This window comes from Streptomyces sp. NPDC088400 (genome assembly GCF_044753355.1).
Classification (GTDB): Bacteria; Actinomycetota; Actinomycetes; order Streptomycetales; family Streptomycetaceae; genus Streptomyces.
In genome coordinates this window covers 288,987-305,129 of sequence record NZ_JBIVMZ010000001.1, presented here as the reverse complement: position 1 = coordinate 305,129, position 16,143 = coordinate 288,987, and the positions used below count along the sequence as shown (strand labels likewise).

Here is a 16,143-nt window from a genome sequence, read left to right as displayed (position 1 = left end):
TGGAAGCGGGGAGAGAGATGAGCGAGCCGAATCCGTACGCGGACGGAGAGTACAAGTGGGGGCCGGCGCAGCCGCCCGGATCTCCGCCGGAGACGCCGTCAGGGGTACCGGGGACGCCTGGCGTTCCGCAGTACGACTTCCCCAACCCGACCCTCGCCGACGGCCCGCCGGGCGCGGCACCGGGCTACGGCTATCCGGGCCAGGCCCCCGGGTACGGCTATCCGCAGCCGGGTGCCCCGGTGCCGATGGGTGGTGGGACGCCGCTGGTGTCGATCGGTGACATCACCGTCATGAACGACTCGATCATCACCCCGTCGGGCACGCTGCCGCTCAGGGGCGCGGTGTGGAACGCGACGGACATGTCCCGTACGGAGGAGAAGATCCCGACGCACGCCATCATCCTGGCGATCGTCTTCTTCCTCTTCTGCCTGCTCGGTCTGCTCTTCCTCCTGATGAAGGAGAAGACGACGACCGGCTTCATCCAGGTGACGGTGACCAGCGGAGGCAGGCACCACTCGACGATGGTGCCGGCCACGCATCCGGGCGCGTTCCAGACGGTCATGGGGCAGATCAGCTACGCCCGTTCGATCAGCAGTATGTGACGCAGAACGTGGGCGCAAGGGCGGGTCCTGTCCCAGGGCCCGCCAACGGGCCCCTCACGGACCGCTCGTCAGGGCGGGCCTGAGCCGTGCAGCCAGAACGCCCCGTAGAGCGCGGCCACGGCCGTCGCGACGGCCAGAACCGTGACGACGACGGTCCTCCGGCAGCGCGCGAGCACGATGGCGAGGGGCAGCAGAAGGGGAAAGGCCGGCAGCAGGAGGCGCGGCTTCGATCCGAAGTATCCGGCCGCCCCGATCGCGAGCACGGTCACCGCGGCGGAGTACACCAGCAGGGGCGGCGGTTGACGCTGCTTCAGGCCGATCCAGTGCGGCCACACGGCGAGAGCGATGATCGCGGGCCAGATGATTCCCCAGAGGGCGGGGGATCCCGTGACGCCGGTGGAGACGAAGCGGGAGAACGCGATGCCGCCGTCGAATCCGTTGCCCCAGGCGGCCTGCACATCGAGATAGCCGAGCGGATCGCCGTTCTGCCGGCCCACCCAGAGTATGTAGGCCGCGGCGCCCAGCGGCGCGATCACGCAGCCCAGCACCATCCGCATCGGGCGGTCGTGGATGTCGGGCAGCAGCCGCCTCAGGCGGGTGGCTCCGAGAACGGCCGTGACCACCAGCGCGAGACTCACGGCGAGCCCCACGGGGCGGGTGAGTCCGGCCAGGCACGCGAGCGAACCGGCAAGCACCCAGCGGCCGTTCAGGACCGCGTACAGCGCCCACGCCGCCAGCGCGACGAACAGCGATTCGCTGTACGCCATGGACTGGACGATGCCGACCGGCAGCGCGGCCCACAATCCGACCAGAATGATCCCGGTCCGCCGGCCGTAGAACTGGGCGGCGACGGCGAACATGCCCCAGGCGGCGAGGACGGAAGCGAGCGCGCTGACCACCAGACCGGAATCGGCCGGGCTGAGCGGCGTAAGGAACGATATGCCCTCTTCCAGCCAGGGAAGAAGCGGAAAGAAGGCCATGCTGGAAAGGTCTCGGCCGTCGGGCGCGTGGAGCGAGAATCCGTATCCGAATTCGGCGACGCGTACGTACCAGAGGGAGTCCCAGCGTCCGGCGAGAAGCGTATGGGCACTGCGGTCGGCGAAGGCGGACCAGACCAGCAATACGGAGACACATGTCACGCGAATGGCGATGAAGAGGCCGAGCGCGGGAATGGCATTTCGCAGGTGCCCGGGGGACGGGGCCGTGAGAGTGGCCCTGGCGGGACTCATTGAGATGAAGGGCATCTTCCTGCCTCGTCCGACGCGCGGCGTACCACGTTGAGGGAGTCACGCAAGCAGACTTGCGGCGATATATCAAAAATTCACCCTTCGCACGCATCAGCGGATATGATGCGGCACCGCAGGGTGTGGTATGGCTCGCGCGGCGCTCCGGCGTACGGCGCGGCACGGCGGAGGCGGGCGTGCGGCACGGCGCTCCGGAGGCGCGGTCAGGGGCGCGGCAGGGCGGAACGTTACGTCACGGCCGGCGGCTCGTAGTCGGGGCAGGTGAGGCTCCCGCACCGGCACGCGGGCCACGTCCACTCGGAGCCCTCCGAGCCGGGGGCCAGGTCCGGGCTCTCGGCCCCTGGATCGGCCTTCTTGACCAGCAGGGCGCCGTCCGCGCCGGACCGCGCGATCAGCAGCGCCAGAAGCTTCCGCGCCGCACTGCCGCCCGTCGTCATGCGCCCGTGCTCCTGAGCCCGTGCGCGACCCGTTCCACCAGCTCCCGCGTCGGTTCGTCGAAGCGCCGCGGCACCCACTCGGGCACCATGCGCCAGAAGCCCCGCACCTCGACCAGCGCGGCCAACTCTTTCGGGGTGTCCGCCCTCGTTCCGGTGGCTTGCTCACCCATGGGGGATGTACCTTCCGTCATCACCTGCTCGCTTTCTGTGTTCCAGCTTCAACGCTCACGAGCGCGCTCAACAGGCGGGCAGCGTTGACTTCTGGAAGATTCAACGAGAGGGGTGCCCCCGTGGCATACGCGGATGACCTGGACCCGTCGGACTCCGTGTTGTCGTTCTACGCGACCGATTTGCGGCGTCGGCGCGAGGCGGCGGGAATGTCACAACGGGCCCTCGCCAAGGCCGCGTTGATGGCCCCGTCGCTCCTCAACAAGATCGAGGCGGCGAAACGGCTGCCGACGAGGGAGCTGTCGGCGCTGGCCGACGAGACCTTCGGGACGGTCGACCACTTCACGCGCCTGTGGCCACTGGTCATCAGGTACGCCTACCCGAAGTGGTTCCGGCCGTTCGTCGACCTGGAGGCGGCCGCGGCGGCCATCCGGTCGTTCGAGGCGCAGGTCGTTCCGGGACTGCTCCAGACCGAGGACTACACGCGGGCGATTCTCGCCGGCCGCCGTCTGGACCCCGACCGGGTCGAGGAAATCGTCGCCGCGCGCATGGAGCGTCAGCACATTCTCAAACGGGAAAGTCCACCGGAGTTGTGGGTGGTGCTGGACGAAAACGTCCTGCGCCGTCGCATGGGCAGCGTCGACGTCATGAGAGCACAACTCGAACACCTCATCACCGCTGCCGAATTGTCGACGACGGTGATTCAAGTGGTCCCGTACGACGTGGGTGGTCATGCGGGGGTGGGCGGTCCGTTTGCCGCGCTCACTCTCGACGAAGGACCCGATGTCGTATACGTCGACGGATTTCTGCAAGGGCAGATTCTCGCCGAGCCTCAGAGCGTGAAAGACGCATTGCGGGCATATGATTTGCTGAGCGCCGTATCTCTGTCGCCCAGGCGGTCAATGGACTTGGTCGCTGACGTGTTGAAGGACCTGAGGCCATGACCCCCCCGAAAAGCATGCCCGTCACCACCCTGTGGCACAAGAGCAGTTACAGCACCGACAACGGCGGAAACTGTATAGAGATCGCCTCCGGCCAGGCCGGAGTCATTCCCATCCGGGACTCCAAGAGCCCCGACGGCCCACGCCTCATGATCCTGCCGGGCGCCTTCACCTCGTTCGTCCAGGCAGTGCGGCAGGGCAAGTTCAAGACTTCCTGAGGAAGCCCGTGGCGGATCAGGCGAATTGAGGCCGGCCCCCGGAACACCCCGAGAGCGCCGAAGTCATTACGGCCGCGCTCCACACCCGGGCAGCCGTTTATACGGCCGAGGTCATTCCGCACCGAGAAAGCGTCCGCGCCTTTCACTCCGCGCCGCCACCCGTGCGCCCCTTCTCCGCCCGCGCACTCCTTCTCCGCCCGCGCTCCACACCCCCGCGCCCCACGCCCCCGTGCGCCCTGCAACCGCGCACCCCCGCCCGGCCACTCGGCCGTCCCGCCCCGGGCCACCCATCGCTTGAACATGTTCAAAAACAGGTCTACAGTCCATGACACCAGCTTTTGAACACGTTCAAAGGGAGGGTGGGGGATGGACCTCACTGTTGTCACGTACGCCGTCTACCTGGTCATCAGCGTGGCGCTGACCGTGTGGGTGGCCCGGACGCTGAGCAAGAACGGACGCGTCTTTCTCGCCGACGTACTCCAGGGGAACGAGAAGCTCGCGGATGCCGTCAACCACCTGCTGGTGGTCGGTTTCTACCTCGTCAACCTCGGGTTCGTGGCGCTCTACCTGAAGAACTCCGACGGCGTCCCGGACACCCGCCGGCTCCTTGAGGCGCTCTCGGTGAAGGTGGGGGTCGTGCTGCTCGTGCTCGGGGTGATGCACCTCGGCAACGTGTACGTACTCAACAAGATCCGGCGGCGCGGGATCATGGAACGCGGCCAGACTCCGCCGGTACCCCCGCAGGGGTGGACGGGGCCCGCGGACAAGGGGCCCGGACCGTGGGCGACTCCGGCCTCCGGGGCGTGAGCGGCGATGACGACCCCCGCGCACCGGTCAGAAGGACCGACCGTGGATCAACTGCCCGTGGAGCAGATGCCCACGTTCCACCACGGACAGCCGACGCGGCCCTCACGACGCCGGCAACGGCCTCCGCACCAGGTGCCCGTACGACGGCTGACCCTGCTGTACGACGCGGGGTGCCCGCTCTGTACCCATCTGCGGGACTGGCTGCTGCGCCAGACCCAGCTCGTCACGATCGACCCGGTGCCCGCCGCCTCGCAGGAGGCGCGGCGGCGGTACCCGGACCTCGATCACGGCTCCACGCTCAAGGAGATCACGGTGATCGGCGACAGCGGCCAGATCTACCGGGGGACGGCCGCCTGGATCGTCTGCCTGTGGGCGCTGTCCGAACACCGGCCGAAGGCCTTCTGGCTGGCCACCCCGGCCGGCGCCCCCTTCGCCCGGGTCACCGTGCTCGCCGCCTCGAAGTACCGGGAGTTGACCGCCGCCCCCTGTGACGGGGCGTGCGAGGCGCCCCCGCCGTCGCACTAGGCTCGGTCATCGTGAAGGACGAGAACACCGCGAAGGCCCCCAAGGCCTCCCCCGCCGCCAAGGTCGCCAAAGCCTCCGAGGTCACCAAGGCCTCGGAGGTCGCCAAGGCCCCGAAGAGCGAGCAGACCCGCACCCTCATCCTCGAAACCGCGTTGCGGCTCTTCCAGGAGCGTGGTTACGACAAGACGACGATGCGGGCCATCGCCACGGAGGCGGGGGTCTCCGTCGGTAACGCGTATTACTACTTCTCGTCGAAAGAGCACTTGGTGCAGGGTTTCTACGACCGGATCGGCTCGGAACACCGCGTGGCGGCCCGCGCCGTGCTCGACAGGGAGACCGAACTGGAGGCGCGTGTGGCCGGCGTGCTGACGGTCTGGCTGGACATCGCGGCGCCGTACCACGAGTTCGCCGCCCAGTTCTTCAAGAACGCCGCCGACCCCGAGAGTCCGCTGAGCCCCTTCTCCCCCGAGTCGGAACACGCCCGGGAGGCGGCCGTCGCCCTCCACCGGGAGGTCCTGGCCGGTTCCCGGACGAAGGTCGTGGACGAGCTGGCCGAGATGCTGCCGGAGCTGTTGTGGCTGTCCCAGATGGGACTCGTCCTGTACTGGGTCTTCGACCGCTCGGAGGACAGCGAGCGCACCCGCCGCCTCGCCGAGCGCGGCGCCCGGCTGGTCGGCCGGGGCGTCGCGCTCTCCCGCTTCCGGGTGCTGCGGCCGCTCGTACGCGAGGTGCACGAGCTGTTCGCGGAGTTCCTGCCGGGCATCGCGGAAACGGCGACCGCCCGCAGGAAGACCTGAATCAGGCCTGGCGCGAGGCCAGTTCGACGATGGTGATGTCGGAGGGCGCTCCGACGCGGACCGGTGGGCCCCAGGCGCCGGCGCCCCGGGAGACGTAGAGCTGGGTGTCGCCGTAGCGTTCCAGGCCGGCCACCGTGGGATTGGCCAGGCCCGCCACGAAGTTGCCGGGCCAGAGCTGGCCGCCGTGGGTGTGGCCGGAGAGCTGGAGGTCGACGCCGTGGTGTACGGCGTCGTCGATCACGATGGGCTGGTGGGCGAGGAGTACGGACGCTCGCGCCCGGTCGCGGTCGCCCAGCGCCTTGGCGAAGTCGGGCCCCTCGCCCTCGCTCTCGCCCGCGATGTCGTTGACCCCGGCGAGGTCGAAGCCGGAGATCTCGACGCGTTCGTTCTCCAGGGGACGCATGCCCAGTTCGCGGACGTGGTCGACCCAGGCGTCGGCGCCCGAGAAGTACTCATGGTTGCCGGTGACGAAGAACGTGCCGTGCCGTGCCTCAAGACCGGCCAAGGGTTCCGCCGCCGGGCCCAGGTTCTCGACACTGCCGTCGACCATGTCGCCGACGACGGCGATCAGGTCCGGCTGGGTCGAGTTGATGGTGTCGACGATGCGCTGGGAGTGCGCGCGGCCCAGGATCGGGCCGAGGTGGATGTCGCTGACGACGGCGATACGGAAGCCGTGGGCGCCGCGCGCCAGCTTGGCGAGCGGGACCGTGACGCGCTTGATCCGGGGGCCGCGCAGAACGCCGTACGTGCCGTAACCGACGGTGGCGAGCGCGGCCGTCGCGGCGGCGCCGCCCACGACGCGCGAGACGAAGAGCCGACGGGATGGGGCGGCGGCCGCCGTGGAGCCCGCCGGAGCGGTAGTGGCCGTCGGAGCGGTGGAGCCCGCCGGAGCGAGGGTCGGGGCTGCCGCCGGAGCTGCCGCAGAGGCCGCCGGTGTCGGCTCCTCCCGCTCGTCGGCGGGTATCGCGGCGCCGGCTGACGCCTCGCGCCGCTCCAGCTGCCGCCGCAGCAGCGGCCGTACGACCTCACCCACCGCCAGTGCCAGCAGCAGATACATCAGCATGGCCAGCCACAGGTACCCCGGCCAGGCCAGCACCTGCTGCAACCCGAAGGGCGCCCCCGCACGGCCGGAGCTCACCGCTCCCACGGCCAGTAACGGCATGACGACGGCCGCGACCGTACCCAGCCTGCGGCCGGGGCCGCCCGGCTCGGTCGTGTCGCGCACCAGGCGCCCCCACACGTACCAGTGCGCCGCGACAACCAGCGCGACGACCGCAATCATCATCAGTACGGTCACGATGACCACGAACAGGCCCCTTATCCCAGTCGCTCGCGCTGTCCGCGCCGAAGTGCGCGGACGCCACGGAACCCGACCACGCCAACCGCCGTCCCCAGAAGAAGGGACGCGATGGCGAGCAGCAGGTGCACCCAGAAATAGCCCGTGGGATCACCGGCGTCGTCGAAGGCGAGTCCGCTCCCGTCCTGCCACAGGTTCTTTACGAAAGTGATCCAGATGAACCAGCTCCAGACCCCGAACGCGAGCAGGAACCAGGACACGGGGCGGCTGAGCTTCATGGGTTCAGTATCGCCGCCGTCCTCCGGGCAGCAGCAGCGGGGTCCTCGTGAGGGGAGGGGTCCGGAAGGGCCTGGTCCGGCCCGGCACCGGGAGCCGCCGTTGGCTCGGGCGATGTCTGAATCGGTGCTGCCGACATGTAACTTCTCGGTCGTGCCCGCTCTGAAAAAGACCGCTGTGACGGTCGCCGCTGCCGCGTTGCTGCCCCTCCTGACCGCCGCGCCGTCGTGGGCGGACGGCAAGGCCGACGGGCCCGACGCCAAACAGCCCCAGCCGCCCGCCTCGATGTCCACGGTCGGCGGTGCCACGCTCGGCAAGGCGGGCACCCAGGTGAACCTCGGTTCCGGGGCGCCCGTCCTGCCCACGAAGCTGAGCGGCCGGTCCTGGATCGTCGCGGACGCCGAATCGGGCGAGGTACTGGCCTCGCACAACTCCCACTGGCGGCTGCCGCCGGCCTCCACCCTCAAGATGCTCTTCGCGGACACCGTGCTGCCCAAGCTGCCCAAGGAGAAGCGGCACAAGGTGGCGCCCGCCGACCTGGAGGGCATGGGCTCGGGCAGCAGCCTGGTCGGTGTGAAGGAGGACCTCACGTACTCCGTGCACGATCTGTGGCTCGGTGTCTTTCTGCGCTCCGGCAATGACGCGGTGCACGTGCTCTCCGCCATGAACGGCGGCATCCCCAAGACCGTCCGGGACATGCAGGCCCACGCGGAGGAGCTCCAGGCGCTGGACACGCATGTGGTCTCGCCCGACGGTTACGACGAGGAGGGGCAGGTCTCCAGCGCGTACGACCTGACCCTCTTCGCCCGCTCCGGTCTCCAGAAGAAGGACTTCCGGGAGTACTGCGCGACACCGTCGGCCCAGTTCCCGGGCCTGGTGAAGAAGCCGGAGAAGGGCAAGAAGCAGGAGAAGGACGCGAACGGGCAGCCGAAGCGCGAGAGCTTCGGGATCCAGAACACCAACCGGCTGCTGACGGGGGCGGACGGGGTCGCCGCGTACAAGGGCATGGCGGGCGTCAAGAACGGCTCCACCACGCACGCCGGTACGACCTTCACCGGGGTCGCCGAGCGCGACGGGCGGGTGCTGCTGGTCACCGTCATGAACCCGTCGTCCACGGAGGCCCACGCGGTCTACGAGGAGTCGGCCCGGCTGCTGGACTGGGGATTCGGGGCCGCCGGGAAGGTGAAGCCGGTCGGCCTGCTGGTGCCGCCGAAGTCGGCGGACACGAACGCGTCCGCGAACCCCACCAATGTCGGAGCCGACTCGTCGGGGACCGGCGACGAGGCGCTCAGGTCCGCGAACGGCGGGACGGGCGGCGCCGGAGTCGCCCTCGCCATCACGGGCGGAGCGCTGGCCGTGCTGGCGGGCGGGAGCTACCTGGTCAACCGGCGCTGGCCGCTCCGCCGGCGTCTGCGCGGCTAGCACCTCCGCTGCCACCGTCGCCGCTGCCGCCGTCGGTGGCGGTGGGCTCCTCCGCCGCCGTCTCGTTCTTGCCGGGCGTCGCCGTCCACGCGGCGCAGAACAGCAGCAGCCTCGCCGTGAAGTTGATCCACAGCAGGAGCGCCACCGGCACCCCGAACGCGCCGTACATGCTCTTCCCTGCCACGCCCTTCATGTAGCCGCCGAGCAGCAGCTTCAGCAGCTCGAAGCCGACAGCGCCGATGAGCGCGGCCACGAGGAGCCGGTGGCGCGGCGGCTGGACGCGGGGCAGCAGCGTCAGGACGTACAGCAGCAGCAGGAAGTCGGCGACGACGGCGACCATGAGGGCGGCGGCCTGGAGCAGCACACCGCCCGCCCCGTTCTCGGGGATTCCCAGCTGGTCGGCGGTCCAGCCGACGGCCGTGGAGCCGAAGCCGGAGGCGCCCAGCGAGGCGAGTCCGACCGCACCGAGCCCACCGAGGACCACGGCGTCCTTGACCTTGAGCAGGATCGGGTTGCCGTCCTGCGGGTCGTCCAGCTCCCAGACGGCCCGCAGGCACTCCCGCATCGAGCCGATCCAGCCGATGCCGGTGAACAGGAGCAGCGCACCGGCCACCACCCCGACTGTCCCGGCGTTGGCCACCAGACCGTCGAGGTCGAGCTGCCCGGAGATGCCGGGGACCTGCTTCTCGATGCCGTTCTTCAGCTGGTCGAGCTGGCCCTGGCTGAGCAGCGCCGCGCCGATCGCCGCGCCCACGGTGATCAGCGGGAAGAGCGACAGAAAGCTGATGAAGGTGACGGCGGCGGCCAGGCGGGCCCAGTGGACGCGTTCGAGCGTCTCGTACGAGCGCCAGGCGTGCGTCCGCATCAGCCGGGCCACGAACGGGCCGACGACAGGGAGTTTTCTCAGCCAGTCCATGAAGGAGGACTACCCCCTGACCGGAAAACAAGCGTCCGGGTCCCCCGGAAGCGTCGCCGCCCGTTCCGGCACCGCCACCCATTCCACCGTGACCACCCATTCATACGAGCACCGCCGCAAAGGTGGCAAGTAATGACGTATGGGGCGATACGGTCACCCCGCAGCCGCCCTACAGCCCTCCAGCCCTCCAGCCCTCTTAGGAGCGACCCACCATGAAGGACGCCTTCGGCTCCCCCACGTCCCTGCTCATCCTCGGCGGTACGTCGGAGATCGGCCTGGCCACCGCCCGCCGGCTGATCACCCGCCGTACCCGTACGGTCTGGCTGGCGGGCCGCCCCTCCCCCGCCCTGGACACCGCCGCGGACCGGCTGGCGGCCCTGGGCGCGGACGTCCGTACCGTCGCCTTCGACGCCCTGGACCCCGGCTCGCACGAGGAGACGCTGAGCAAGGTCTTCGCGGAGGGCGACATCGACATGGTGCTGCTCGCCTTCGGCGTCCTCGGCGACCAGGCGCACGACGAGGCCGAGCCGCTCGCGGCGGTCCACGTCGCGCAGACGAACTACACCGGCGCGGTCTCGGCCGGACTGCTGTGCGCGGGCGCGTTGCAGACGCAGGGGCACGGCTCGCTGGTGGTGCTGTCGTCGGTGGCCGGCGAGCGGGCCCGTCGGGCGAACTTCATCTACGGGTCGAGCAAGGCGGGCCTCGACGCGTTCGCGCAGGGCCTGGGGGACGCCATGCAGGGCACGGGCGTGCAGGTCATGGTCGTACGGCCCGGTTTCGTACGGTCGCGCGCGACGGCCCACCGGGACGGGACACCGCTGGCCACCACGCCCGAGGCCGTGGCGGCGGCCATCGAACTGGGGCTGCGACGGCGCTCCGAGACCGTGTGGGTGCCGGGAGCGCTGCGGGTGGTGATGTCGGCGCTGCGGCATCTGCCACGTCCGGTGTTCCGCAGGCTGCCGGCCTAAGCACTCACGGGCTCAGCGAGGCGGGCCGGTCGGCGGGGGTGCTCTGCGAAGGCACCCCCGGGACCTCCCCTCCGCCGCCGAACGCGTACTCCTGCAGCTTGCGCCACACCCCGTCCGCGCCCTGCTCGTACAGTGCGAAGGACGTGCAGCTCCACTGCGCCCCGTACTCCGAGAGCTCTTCGTACGCCCGGTCCATCGCCTCTTCGGAGATGCCGTGCGCCACGGTCACATGCGGGTGGTACGGGAACTGGAGCTCGCGCACGAGCGGCCCGGACGAGTCCCTGACCCGCTTCTGCAGCCAGGTGCAGGCCGACGCGCCCTCGACCACCTGGATGTAGACGACCGGGGAGAGCGGGCGGAACGTACCGGTACCGGAGAGCCGCATCGGGAAGGGGCGGCCGGCCGAGGCGACCTCGGCGAGATGCGCCTCGATGGCGGGCAGCGCCGACGCGTCGGCCTCCGTGGGCGGCAGGAGCGTGACATGCGTGGGAATGCCATGCGCGGCCGGATCGCCGAAGCTCGCACGCCGCTCCTGGATCAGGCTGCCGTACGGCTCCGGGACCGCGATCGAAACGCCGAGCGTTACGGTCCCCACATCATGCTCCTCAGTTGTTCGGGTGATTCAGATCTTCGAGTATTCGCGAGCGGCCGTTCCGCCGCCAGGTGAAGCGTGGTGCCGGGCTTGATATCGGTGCTGCCGCCGGTGGCGCGGTCGGCGGTTTCCGCCGGGGCCGGGCCGCCGTCGGCAGCGACCGGATCAGTCGCTCGTCAGTGCTTGGCGGGCAGGAAACCGACCCTGTCGTAGGTCTGCGCGAGAGTCTCGGCGGCGACCGCGCGGGCCTTCTCCGCTCCCTCGGCCAGGATCGAGTCCAGCGTCTCCGGGTCGTCCAGATATTCCTGGGTGCGGGCCCTGAACGGGGTGACGAAGTCGACCATGACGTCGGCCAGGTCCGTCTTGAGCGCGCCGTACCCCTTGCCCTCGTACTTCTGCTCCAGCTCCGCGACCGCGAGGCCCGTGAGCGTCGAGTAGATCGTGAGCAGATTGCTGACACCCGGCTTGGCCTCGGCGTCGAAGCGGATCTCGGAGCCGGTGTCGGTGACCGCGCTCTTGATCTTCTTCGCCGTGGTCTTCGGCTCGTCCAGCAGGTTGATCAGGCCCTTGGGCGTGGACGCCGACTTGCTCATCTTGATCGCCGGGTCCTGGAGGTCGTAGATCTTCGCGACCTCCTTGACGATGTGCGGCGCCGGGACCGTGAACGTCGGACCGAACCGGGTGTTGAACCGCTCGGCGAGGTCGCGGGTCAGCTCGACGTGCTGCCGCTGGTCCTCACCGACCGGGACGGCGTTGGCCTGGTAGAGGAGGATGTCCGCCACCTGGAGGATCGGGTACGTGAAGAGACCGACCGTGGCACGGTCCGCGCCCTGCTTGGCCGACTTGTCCTTGAACTGCGTCATCCGGGAGGCCTCACCGAAGCCGGTGATGCAGTTCATGACCCAGGCGAGCTGGGCGTGCTCGGGGACATGGCTCTGGACGAAGAGCGTGCAGCGCTGCGGGTCGAGACCGGCGGCGAGGAGCTGGGCGGCGGCGAGGCGGGTGTTCGCGCGCAGCTCGGCGGGGTCCTGCGGGAGGGTGATCGCGTGGAGGTCCACGACCATGTAGAACGCGTCGTGGGTTTCTTGCAGCGCCACGTACTGGCGCACCGCGCCGAGGTAGTTCCCGAGGTGGAACGAGCCGGCGGTGGGCTGGATACCGGAGAGCGCACGGGGTCGATCAGAGGCCATGCTTCCCATTCTCTCAGGTGAGACCGACAGCTCTGGAACGGATCTCCGACAGGCCGGTAACTGATCTCCAGTAAGTGGTATGAACGGGTCTCAATGTCACCCGATCAGCCCCAATGAGACACGGAACACAGGCTGTTCGGGGGTCCGGATGGGCGGTTCTCCACCGGGCACGGTCCTACGGTGCCGGGTCGCGCGGGGCCACGCGGGGCATGCCGGGCGCCGGGCCACGCGGGGGCGCGCCGGGACCAGGGTTCCTGGTCCGTGCGGCGAGCGACGATAGAAGTGGGGCGGCGACTTGCCCAGCAGCTTGTCCTGACCGATCGGAGAACCCGTGTCGACAACGGAGAGCGCCATCGCCTCGGCGGAGGCCCACAGTGCGCACAACTACCACCCGCTGCCCGTGGTCGTCGCCTCGGCGGACGGGGCGTGGATGACCGATGTCGAGGGGCGGCGCTACCTCGACATGCTCGCCGGATACTCGGCACTCAATTTCGGCCATCGCAACCAGCGGCTCATCGACACCGCGAAGGCACAGCTGGACCGGGTGACGCTCACGTCCCGGGCGTTCCACCACGACCGGTTCGCCGACTTCTGCGCGCGGCTGGCCGAACTGTGCGGCATGGAGATGGTCCTGCCGATGAACACCGGGGCCGAGGCGGTGGAGACCGCCGTGAAGACCGCCAGGAAGTGGGGCTACCGCGTCAAGGGCGTGCCGGACGGCACGGCGAAGATCGTGGTCGCGGACAACAACTTCCACGGCCGTACGACCACGATCATCAGCTTCTCCACGGACGCGGAGGCACGGGCGGACTTCGGCCCGTACACGCCCGGCTTCGAGATCGTTCCGTACGGGGACCTCGGCGCGCTGGACCGGGCGGTGACCGCGAACACCGTGGCCGTGCTGCTGGAGCCGATCCAGGGCGAGGCCGGGGTGCTGGTCCCGCCGGCCGGTTATCTCGCCGGGGTGCGGGAGCTGACCCGGCAGCGGAACGTGCTGTTCGTCGCGGACGAGATCCAGTCGGGCCTCGGCCGTACGGGGAAGACCTTCGCCTGCGAGCACGAGGGCGTGGTGCCCGACATGTATGTCCTCGGCAAGGCGCTGGGCGGCGGGGTGGTGCCGGTGTCGGCCGTGGTGTCCTCGGCGGAGGTGCTCGGCGTGTACCGGCCCGGCGAGCACGGTTCGACGTTCGGCGGCAATCCGCTGGCCTGCGCGGTGGCGCTGGAGGTGATCGCGATGCTGCGGACCGGCGAGTTCCAGCAGCGCGCGACGGAGCTGGGTGACCATCTCCACCAGGAGCTGGGGCTGCTGGTGGGCGGCGGGGCCGTGGAGGCGGTACGGGGCCGGGGGCTGTGGGCCGGAGTGGACATCGCACCGTCGCACGGGACGGGCCGGGAGATCTCGGAGCGGCTGATGGACCGGGGGGTCCTGGTGAAGGACACGCACGGGTCCACGATCCGGCTCGCGCCGCCGCTGGTGATCAGCAAGGAGGACCTGGACTGGGGGCTCGACCAGCTGCGGTCGGTGCTCGCGGAGTAGCACCGACCGGCGATTGGGGGGCGCGTCAGAGGATGACGTGGGGCAGGAAGCGGGCGTACTCGTCCGTGATCAGCCCGGACGACTCCCGGATACCGAGCCCCGCCGACTCGTCGTCCACGACCCACGCGCCCAGCACCACACGGTTGCCGTCGAAGTCGGGCAGCGGGGCCAGCTCCTGGTAGCAGCAGGCCTCGTCGTCGTCCCGTACCACCGGCGCCGCGCCCGGCTCGTGGACGGTGACGCCGGCGCCCTCGCGGCCGAGCAGGGGCTTGGCGACATAACCGGCCGAGTCGGCGAGTTCGCGGGGGCCGTCGAGATACGAGGCCAGCAGATTCGGGTGGCCGGGGTTGAGTTCCCAGAGGATCGCGAGCAGCGCCTTGTTGGAGAGGAGCATCTTCCAGGCGGGTTCGATCCAGCAGGTGGTGCCCGTACCGCCGCCGTTGTCGAGGGTGTCCAGGACGTGCGGGCCGAACCGGTCGGTCGCCAGCCACTCCCACGGATAGAGCTTGAAGCAGCTGCGGACGAAGCGCAGCCGGTCGTCGACGAAGCGGCCGGACAGCCGGTCCCAGCCGATCTGTTCGACGGAGAGGGCCTCCGTGGCGAGACCGGCCTGCTCGGCGGTCTCCCGCAGATACGCGACCGTCATCAGGTCCTCGCCCAGCTCGTCGCTGTCGGAGTGCGCGAAGTGCACGGGGCCGGGCGGGAGGAGCGGGGCCTGCCGTTTCCAGGAGGCGACGAGCCGTTCGTGCAGGGAGTTCCACTGGTCGGCGCCGGGGAACCGTTCCTCCATCCAGAACCACTGCGCGCTCGCCGCCTCGACCAGTGAGGTCGGGGTGTCGGCGTTGTACTCCAGCATCTTGGCCGGTCCCGCGCCGTCGTAGCGCAGGTCGAATCGGCCGTAGACGGAGGGCAGTTCGGCCCGGCGCCGCCAGGACTCGGATATCAGGGCGGCCAGCCGGGGATCGGTGATGCCGAGGTCGGCGAACCGGTCGTGCTCCACGATGTGCGCGGCGGCCCCCAGACACAGGGCGTGCAGCTCCTCGACGACGTCTTCGAGGGCCTCCACCTCGGACAGGGTGAAGGTGTAGTAGGCGCTCTCGTCCCAGTACGGGCGCAGCGAGTCGTCCGGGTAGCGGGTGAGCGGGTAGATGACGCCCTGTTCCTCGACGGTCTGCTGCCAGCCGGGGCGGGGTTCGATGGTGTGACGTTTCATCAGCGGTGAACCGGTCGGCTCGTATCGGTCCGTATTCGGTCCGTCAGCCTCCGCCGGAGCCCGAGCCGGAGCAGCCGAAACCGCCCCGGTCGACCGCCGACTTGTCGAAACTGCCGCCGTCGACCGTGCCCTTGCTGCTGGAACCGCCGTAGTAGTACGAGCCCTTGCCGCCGCTCTTGCAGTCGGAGCTGGGCAGGGTCTGCTTCGTCGTCCGGTCGGCGCACCGTTTGTCGGGATCCGAACCACAGGACGTGATCGTGATCGCCAGTACTCCCATGCTGCCGAGCACGACCGTGCTCGACCTCAGCCTCCGCTGCCGTGCGGTCATCCCGCTGCCTCCCCCGTGTCGTTCAAAGCCATTCGAACTGTTTATCGTATGCCCGCACACAGTAGTTGGCCGACCGGCCCCGGCGTAAAGGCGGGGCACGGACTCTCCTCAACTACAGCCACTTGTGACTCTCGCGTACCAGGTACACACGACGGCCCGGGGCGGGATGGTTCCCGCCACCGGGCCGTCACTGCTCACACCTGGTGAAGCTTTAGACCGGTCGGTCCTAGCCGACGCCGCCGTACGGGCGGGTGATCGCCTCCAACCCATGACCGGACGGGTCGGGGAAGTACACCCCGCGTCCGCCGTCGTTGTGGTTGATCTCGCCGGGACGCTTGCCGTGCGGATCCGCGTAGTACGTGAGCTTCGCGTCCTGGATCCGCTGGAAGATCCCGTCGAACTCTTCCTCGGTGACCAGGAAGGCGTAATGCTGCGTGACGATCGACTCGGCCGGGATGGTCGCGAAGTCGAGAGTGACGCCGTTGCTCAGCTCGACGGGGATGAACGGACCCCACTCGTCTCCGGCCTCCAGGTCGAAGATGCGCGCAAAGAAGTCTGCGGATTCCCGCTTGTCCTTGGAGTGGACGATCGTGTGATTCAACTGGACTGACACGGTGAAATGCCTCCGTAAGGCAGTCTCACGGGCACCTCCATGCCTCACCCGG

General features: G+C 69.5%; 20 protein-coding genes. 9 read left to right on the top strand and 11 right to left on the bottom strand.

Translation table 11 applies throughout. The annotated features are described in order from the left end of the window. Positions 1 to 17: 17 nt before the first annotated feature. Positions 18 to 602, top strand: a complete 585-nt coding sequence (locus ACIQD6_RS01470; RefSeq protein WP_401876911.1) for a hypothetical protein — start codon at positions 18 to 20, stop codon at positions 600 to 602. Between the two features lie 68 nt (positions 603 to 670). Here the strand turns inward: ACIQD6_RS01470 and ACIQD6_RS01465 are convergent, their stop codons facing one another. The 3 genes from ACIQD6_RS01465 to ACIQD6_RS01455 form a co-directional block, all read right to left on the bottom strand. After that, a complete protein-coding gene (locus ACIQD6_RS01465; RefSeq protein ID WP_401876910.1) occupies positions 671 to 1,831 on the bottom strand; it encodes a hypothetical protein in 1,161 nt (386 codons plus the stop codon). Positions 1,832 to 2,073: 242 nt separating this feature from the next. After that, complete coding sequence (locus tag ACIQD6_RS01460; protein WP_401876908.1) at positions 2,074 to 2,283, bottom strand: hypothetical protein; 210 nt, start codon at positions 2,281 to 2,283, stop codon at positions 2,074 to 2,076. After that, positions 2,280 to 2,453 carry a hypothetical protein gene (locus ACIQD6_RS01455; protein WP_401876906.1) on the bottom strand — a complete coding sequence of 58 codons (174 nt, stop codon included), beginning with the start codon at positions 2,451 to 2,453 and terminating at the stop codon, positions 2,280 to 2,282. The genes ACIQD6_RS01460 and ACIQD6_RS01455 overlap by 4 nt, the downstream gene beginning before the upstream one ends. A gap of 156 nt (positions 2,454 to 2,609) precedes the next feature. Between ACIQD6_RS01455 and ACIQD6_RS01450 the strand changes: the two genes are divergently transcribed. The 5 genes from ACIQD6_RS01450 to ACIQD6_RS01430 all read left to right on the top strand — a co-directional run bounded on the left by ACIQD6_RS01450 (position 2,610) and on the right by ACIQD6_RS01430 (position 5,739). After that, complete coding sequence (locus ACIQD6_RS01450) at positions 2,610 to 3,395, top strand: helix-turn-helix transcriptional regulator (RefSeq protein ID WP_401876905.1); 786 nt, start codon at positions 2,610 to 2,612, stop codon at positions 3,393 to 3,395. Continuing rightward, on the top strand, positions 3,392 to 3,610 hold the full coding sequence (locus tag ACIQD6_RS01445; RefSeq protein ID WP_401876903.1) for a DUF397 domain-containing protein: 219 nt from the start codon (positions 3,392 to 3,394) through the stop codon (positions 3,608 to 3,610). The genes ACIQD6_RS01450 and ACIQD6_RS01445 overlap by 4 nt, the downstream gene beginning before the upstream one ends. Before the next feature lie 366 nt (positions 3,611 to 3,976). After that, entirely contained in the window at positions 3,977 to 4,417 is a 441-nt protein-coding gene (locus ACIQD6_RS01440; RefSeq protein ID WP_401876902.1) for a hypothetical protein, read from the top strand. A gap of 42 nt (positions 4,418 to 4,459) precedes the next feature. Beyond that, positions 4,460 to 4,942: a thiol-disulfide oxidoreductase DCC family protein gene (locus ACIQD6_RS01435; RefSeq protein ID WP_401876900.1), complete on the top strand. Its 483-nt coding sequence runs from the start codon at positions 4,460 to 4,462 to the stop codon at positions 4,940 to 4,942. Positions 4,943 to 5,079: 137 nt separating this feature from the next. Continuing rightward, positions 5,080 to 5,739: a TetR family transcriptional regulator gene (locus tag ACIQD6_RS01430; RefSeq protein WP_401878033.1), complete on the top strand. Its 660-nt coding sequence runs from the start codon at positions 5,080 to 5,082 to the stop codon at positions 5,737 to 5,739. Between the two features lies 1 nt (position 5,740). On the opposite strand, the gene ACIQD6_RS01425 is transcribed toward ACIQD6_RS01430, so the two are convergent. Both ACIQD6_RS01425 and ACIQD6_RS01420 read right to left on the bottom strand, forming a co-directional pair. Further along, complete coding sequence (locus ACIQD6_RS01425; protein ID WP_401878030.1) at positions 5,741 to 7,039, bottom strand: metallophosphoesterase; 1,299 nt, start codon at positions 7,037 to 7,039, stop codon at positions 5,741 to 5,743. Positions 7,040 to 7,056: 17 nt separating this feature from the next. Then, on the bottom strand, positions 7,057 to 7,314 hold the full coding sequence (locus ACIQD6_RS01420) for an SCO4848 family membrane protein (protein ID WP_401876899.1): 258 nt from the start codon (positions 7,312 to 7,314) through the stop codon (positions 7,057 to 7,059). 112 nt (positions 7,315 to 7,426) lie between these two features. Between ACIQD6_RS01420 and ACIQD6_RS01415 the strand changes: the two genes are divergently transcribed. Further along, positions 7,427 to 8,734: a D-alanyl-D-alanine carboxypeptidase family protein gene (locus ACIQD6_RS01415; RefSeq protein ID WP_401876897.1), complete on the top strand. Its 1,308-nt coding sequence runs from the start codon at positions 7,427 to 7,429 to the stop codon at positions 8,732 to 8,734. Here ACIQD6_RS01415 and ACIQD6_RS01410 read toward each other — a convergent pair. Further along, the gene (locus ACIQD6_RS01410) at positions 8,694 to 9,650 is read right to left on the bottom strand and encodes a YihY/virulence factor BrkB family protein (RefSeq protein ID WP_401876896.1); all 957 of its coding nucleotides are present in this window, start codon (positions 9,648 to 9,650) and stop codon (positions 8,694 to 8,696) included. The genes ACIQD6_RS01415 and ACIQD6_RS01410 overlap by 41 nt on opposite strands. 212 nt (positions 9,651 to 9,862) lie before the next feature. Here ACIQD6_RS01410 and ACIQD6_RS01405 point away from each other — a divergent pair, with 212 nt between their 5' ends. Then, positions 9,863 to 10,618, top strand: a complete 756-nt coding sequence (locus ACIQD6_RS01405; RefSeq protein ID WP_401876894.1) for a decaprenylphospho-beta-D-erythro-pentofuranosid-2-ulose 2-reductase — start codon at positions 9,863 to 9,865, stop codon at positions 10,616 to 10,618. 4 nt (positions 10,619 to 10,622) lie between these two features. Here the strand turns inward: ACIQD6_RS01405 and ACIQD6_RS01400 are convergent, their stop codons facing one another. Continuing rightward, positions 10,623 to 11,213, bottom strand: a complete 591-nt coding sequence (locus ACIQD6_RS01400; RefSeq protein WP_401876893.1) for a 2'-5' RNA ligase family protein — start codon at positions 11,211 to 11,213, stop codon at positions 10,623 to 10,625. A 173-nt stretch (positions 11,214 to 11,386) separates the two neighbouring features. Next, positions 11,387 to 12,400: a tryptophan--tRNA ligase gene (gene trpS / locus ACIQD6_RS01395; protein ID WP_401876892.1), complete on the bottom strand. Its 1,014-nt coding sequence runs from the start codon at positions 12,398 to 12,400 to the stop codon at positions 11,387 to 11,389. Positions 12,401 to 12,731: 331 nt separating this feature from the next. Here trpS and rocD point away from each other — a divergent pair, with 331 nt between their 5' ends. Then, positions 12,732 to 13,937, top strand: a complete 1,206-nt coding sequence (gene rocD, locus ACIQD6_RS01390) for an ornithine--oxo-acid transaminase (RefSeq protein ID WP_401876890.1) — start codon at positions 12,732 to 12,734, stop codon at positions 13,935 to 13,937. A gap of 25 nt (positions 13,938 to 13,962) precedes the next feature. Here rocD and ACIQD6_RS01385 read toward each other — a convergent pair whose 3' ends face one another. The 3 genes from ACIQD6_RS01385 to ACIQD6_RS01375 all read right to left on the bottom strand — a co-directional run bounded on the left by ACIQD6_RS01385 (position 13,963) and on the right by ACIQD6_RS01375 (position 16,091). Further along, positions 13,963 to 15,150, bottom strand: a complete 1,188-nt coding sequence (locus ACIQD6_RS01385; protein ID WP_401876888.1) for a glutathionylspermidine synthase family protein — start codon at positions 15,148 to 15,150, stop codon at positions 13,963 to 13,965. Positions 15,151 to 15,193: 43 nt separating this feature from the next. Next, on the bottom strand, positions 15,194 to 15,478 hold the full coding sequence (locus tag ACIQD6_RS01380; RefSeq protein WP_401876887.1) for a hypothetical protein: 285 nt from the start codon (positions 15,476 to 15,478) through the stop codon (positions 15,194 to 15,196). Positions 15,479 to 15,704: 226 nt separating this feature from the next. Next, positions 15,705 to 16,091 (bottom strand): VOC family protein, encoded by a 387-nt coding sequence (locus tag ACIQD6_RS01375; RefSeq protein WP_401876886.1) that lies wholly within the window; start codon positions 16,089 to 16,091, stop codon positions 15,705 to 15,707. Between the last annotated feature and the right edge of the window lie 52 nt (positions 16,092 to 16,143).

Coding starts and splice junctions, on each gene's coding strand:
- ACIQD6_RS01470 (WP_401876911.1), top strand. CDS start 18: ATGAGCGAGCCGAATCCGTACGCGGACGGAGAGTACAAGTGGGGGCCG.
- ACIQD6_RS01465 (WP_401876910.1), bottom strand. CDS start 1,831: ATGAGTCCCGCCAGGGCCACTCTCACGGCCCCGTCCCCCGGGCACCTG.
- ACIQD6_RS01460 (WP_401876908.1), bottom strand. CDS start 2,283: ATGACGACGGGCGGCAGTGCGGCGCGGAAGCTTCTGGCGCTGCTGATC.
- ACIQD6_RS01455 (WP_401876906.1), bottom strand. CDS start 2,453: ATGGGTGAGCAAGCCACCGGAACGAGGGCGGACACCCCGAAAGAGTTG.
- ACIQD6_RS01445 (WP_401876903.1), top strand. CDS start 3,392: ATGACCCCCCCGAAAAGCATGCCCGTCACCACCCTGTGGCACAAGAGC.
- ACIQD6_RS01440 (WP_401876902.1), top strand. CDS start 3,977: ATGGACCTCACTGTTGTCACGTACGCCGTCTACCTGGTCATCAGCGTG.
- ACIQD6_RS01420 (WP_401876899.1), bottom strand. CDS start 7,314: ATGAAGCTCAGCCGCCCCGTGTCCTGGTTCCTGCTCGCGTTCGGGGTC.
- ACIQD6_RS01415 (WP_401876897.1), top strand. CDS start 7,427: ATGTCTGAATCGGTGCTGCCGACATGTAACTTCTCGGTCGTGCCCGCT.
- ACIQD6_RS01410 (WP_401876896.1), bottom strand. CDS start 9,650: ATGGACTGGCTGAGAAAACTCCCTGTCGTCGGCCCGTTCGTGGCCCGG.
- ACIQD6_RS01405 (WP_401876894.1), top strand. CDS start 9,863: ATGAAGGACGCCTTCGGCTCCCCCACGTCCCTGCTCATCCTCGGCGGT.
- trpS (WP_401876892.1), bottom strand. CDS start 12,400: ATGGCCTCTGATCGACCCCGTGCGCTCTCCGGTATCCAGCCCACCGCC.
- ACIQD6_RS01385 (WP_401876888.1), bottom strand. CDS start 15,150: ATGAAACGTCACACCATCGAACCCCGCCCCGGCTGGCAGCAGACCGTC.
- ACIQD6_RS01380 (WP_401876887.1), bottom strand. CDS start 15,478: ATGACCGCACGGCAGCGGAGGCTGAGGTCGAGCACGGTCGTGCTCGGC.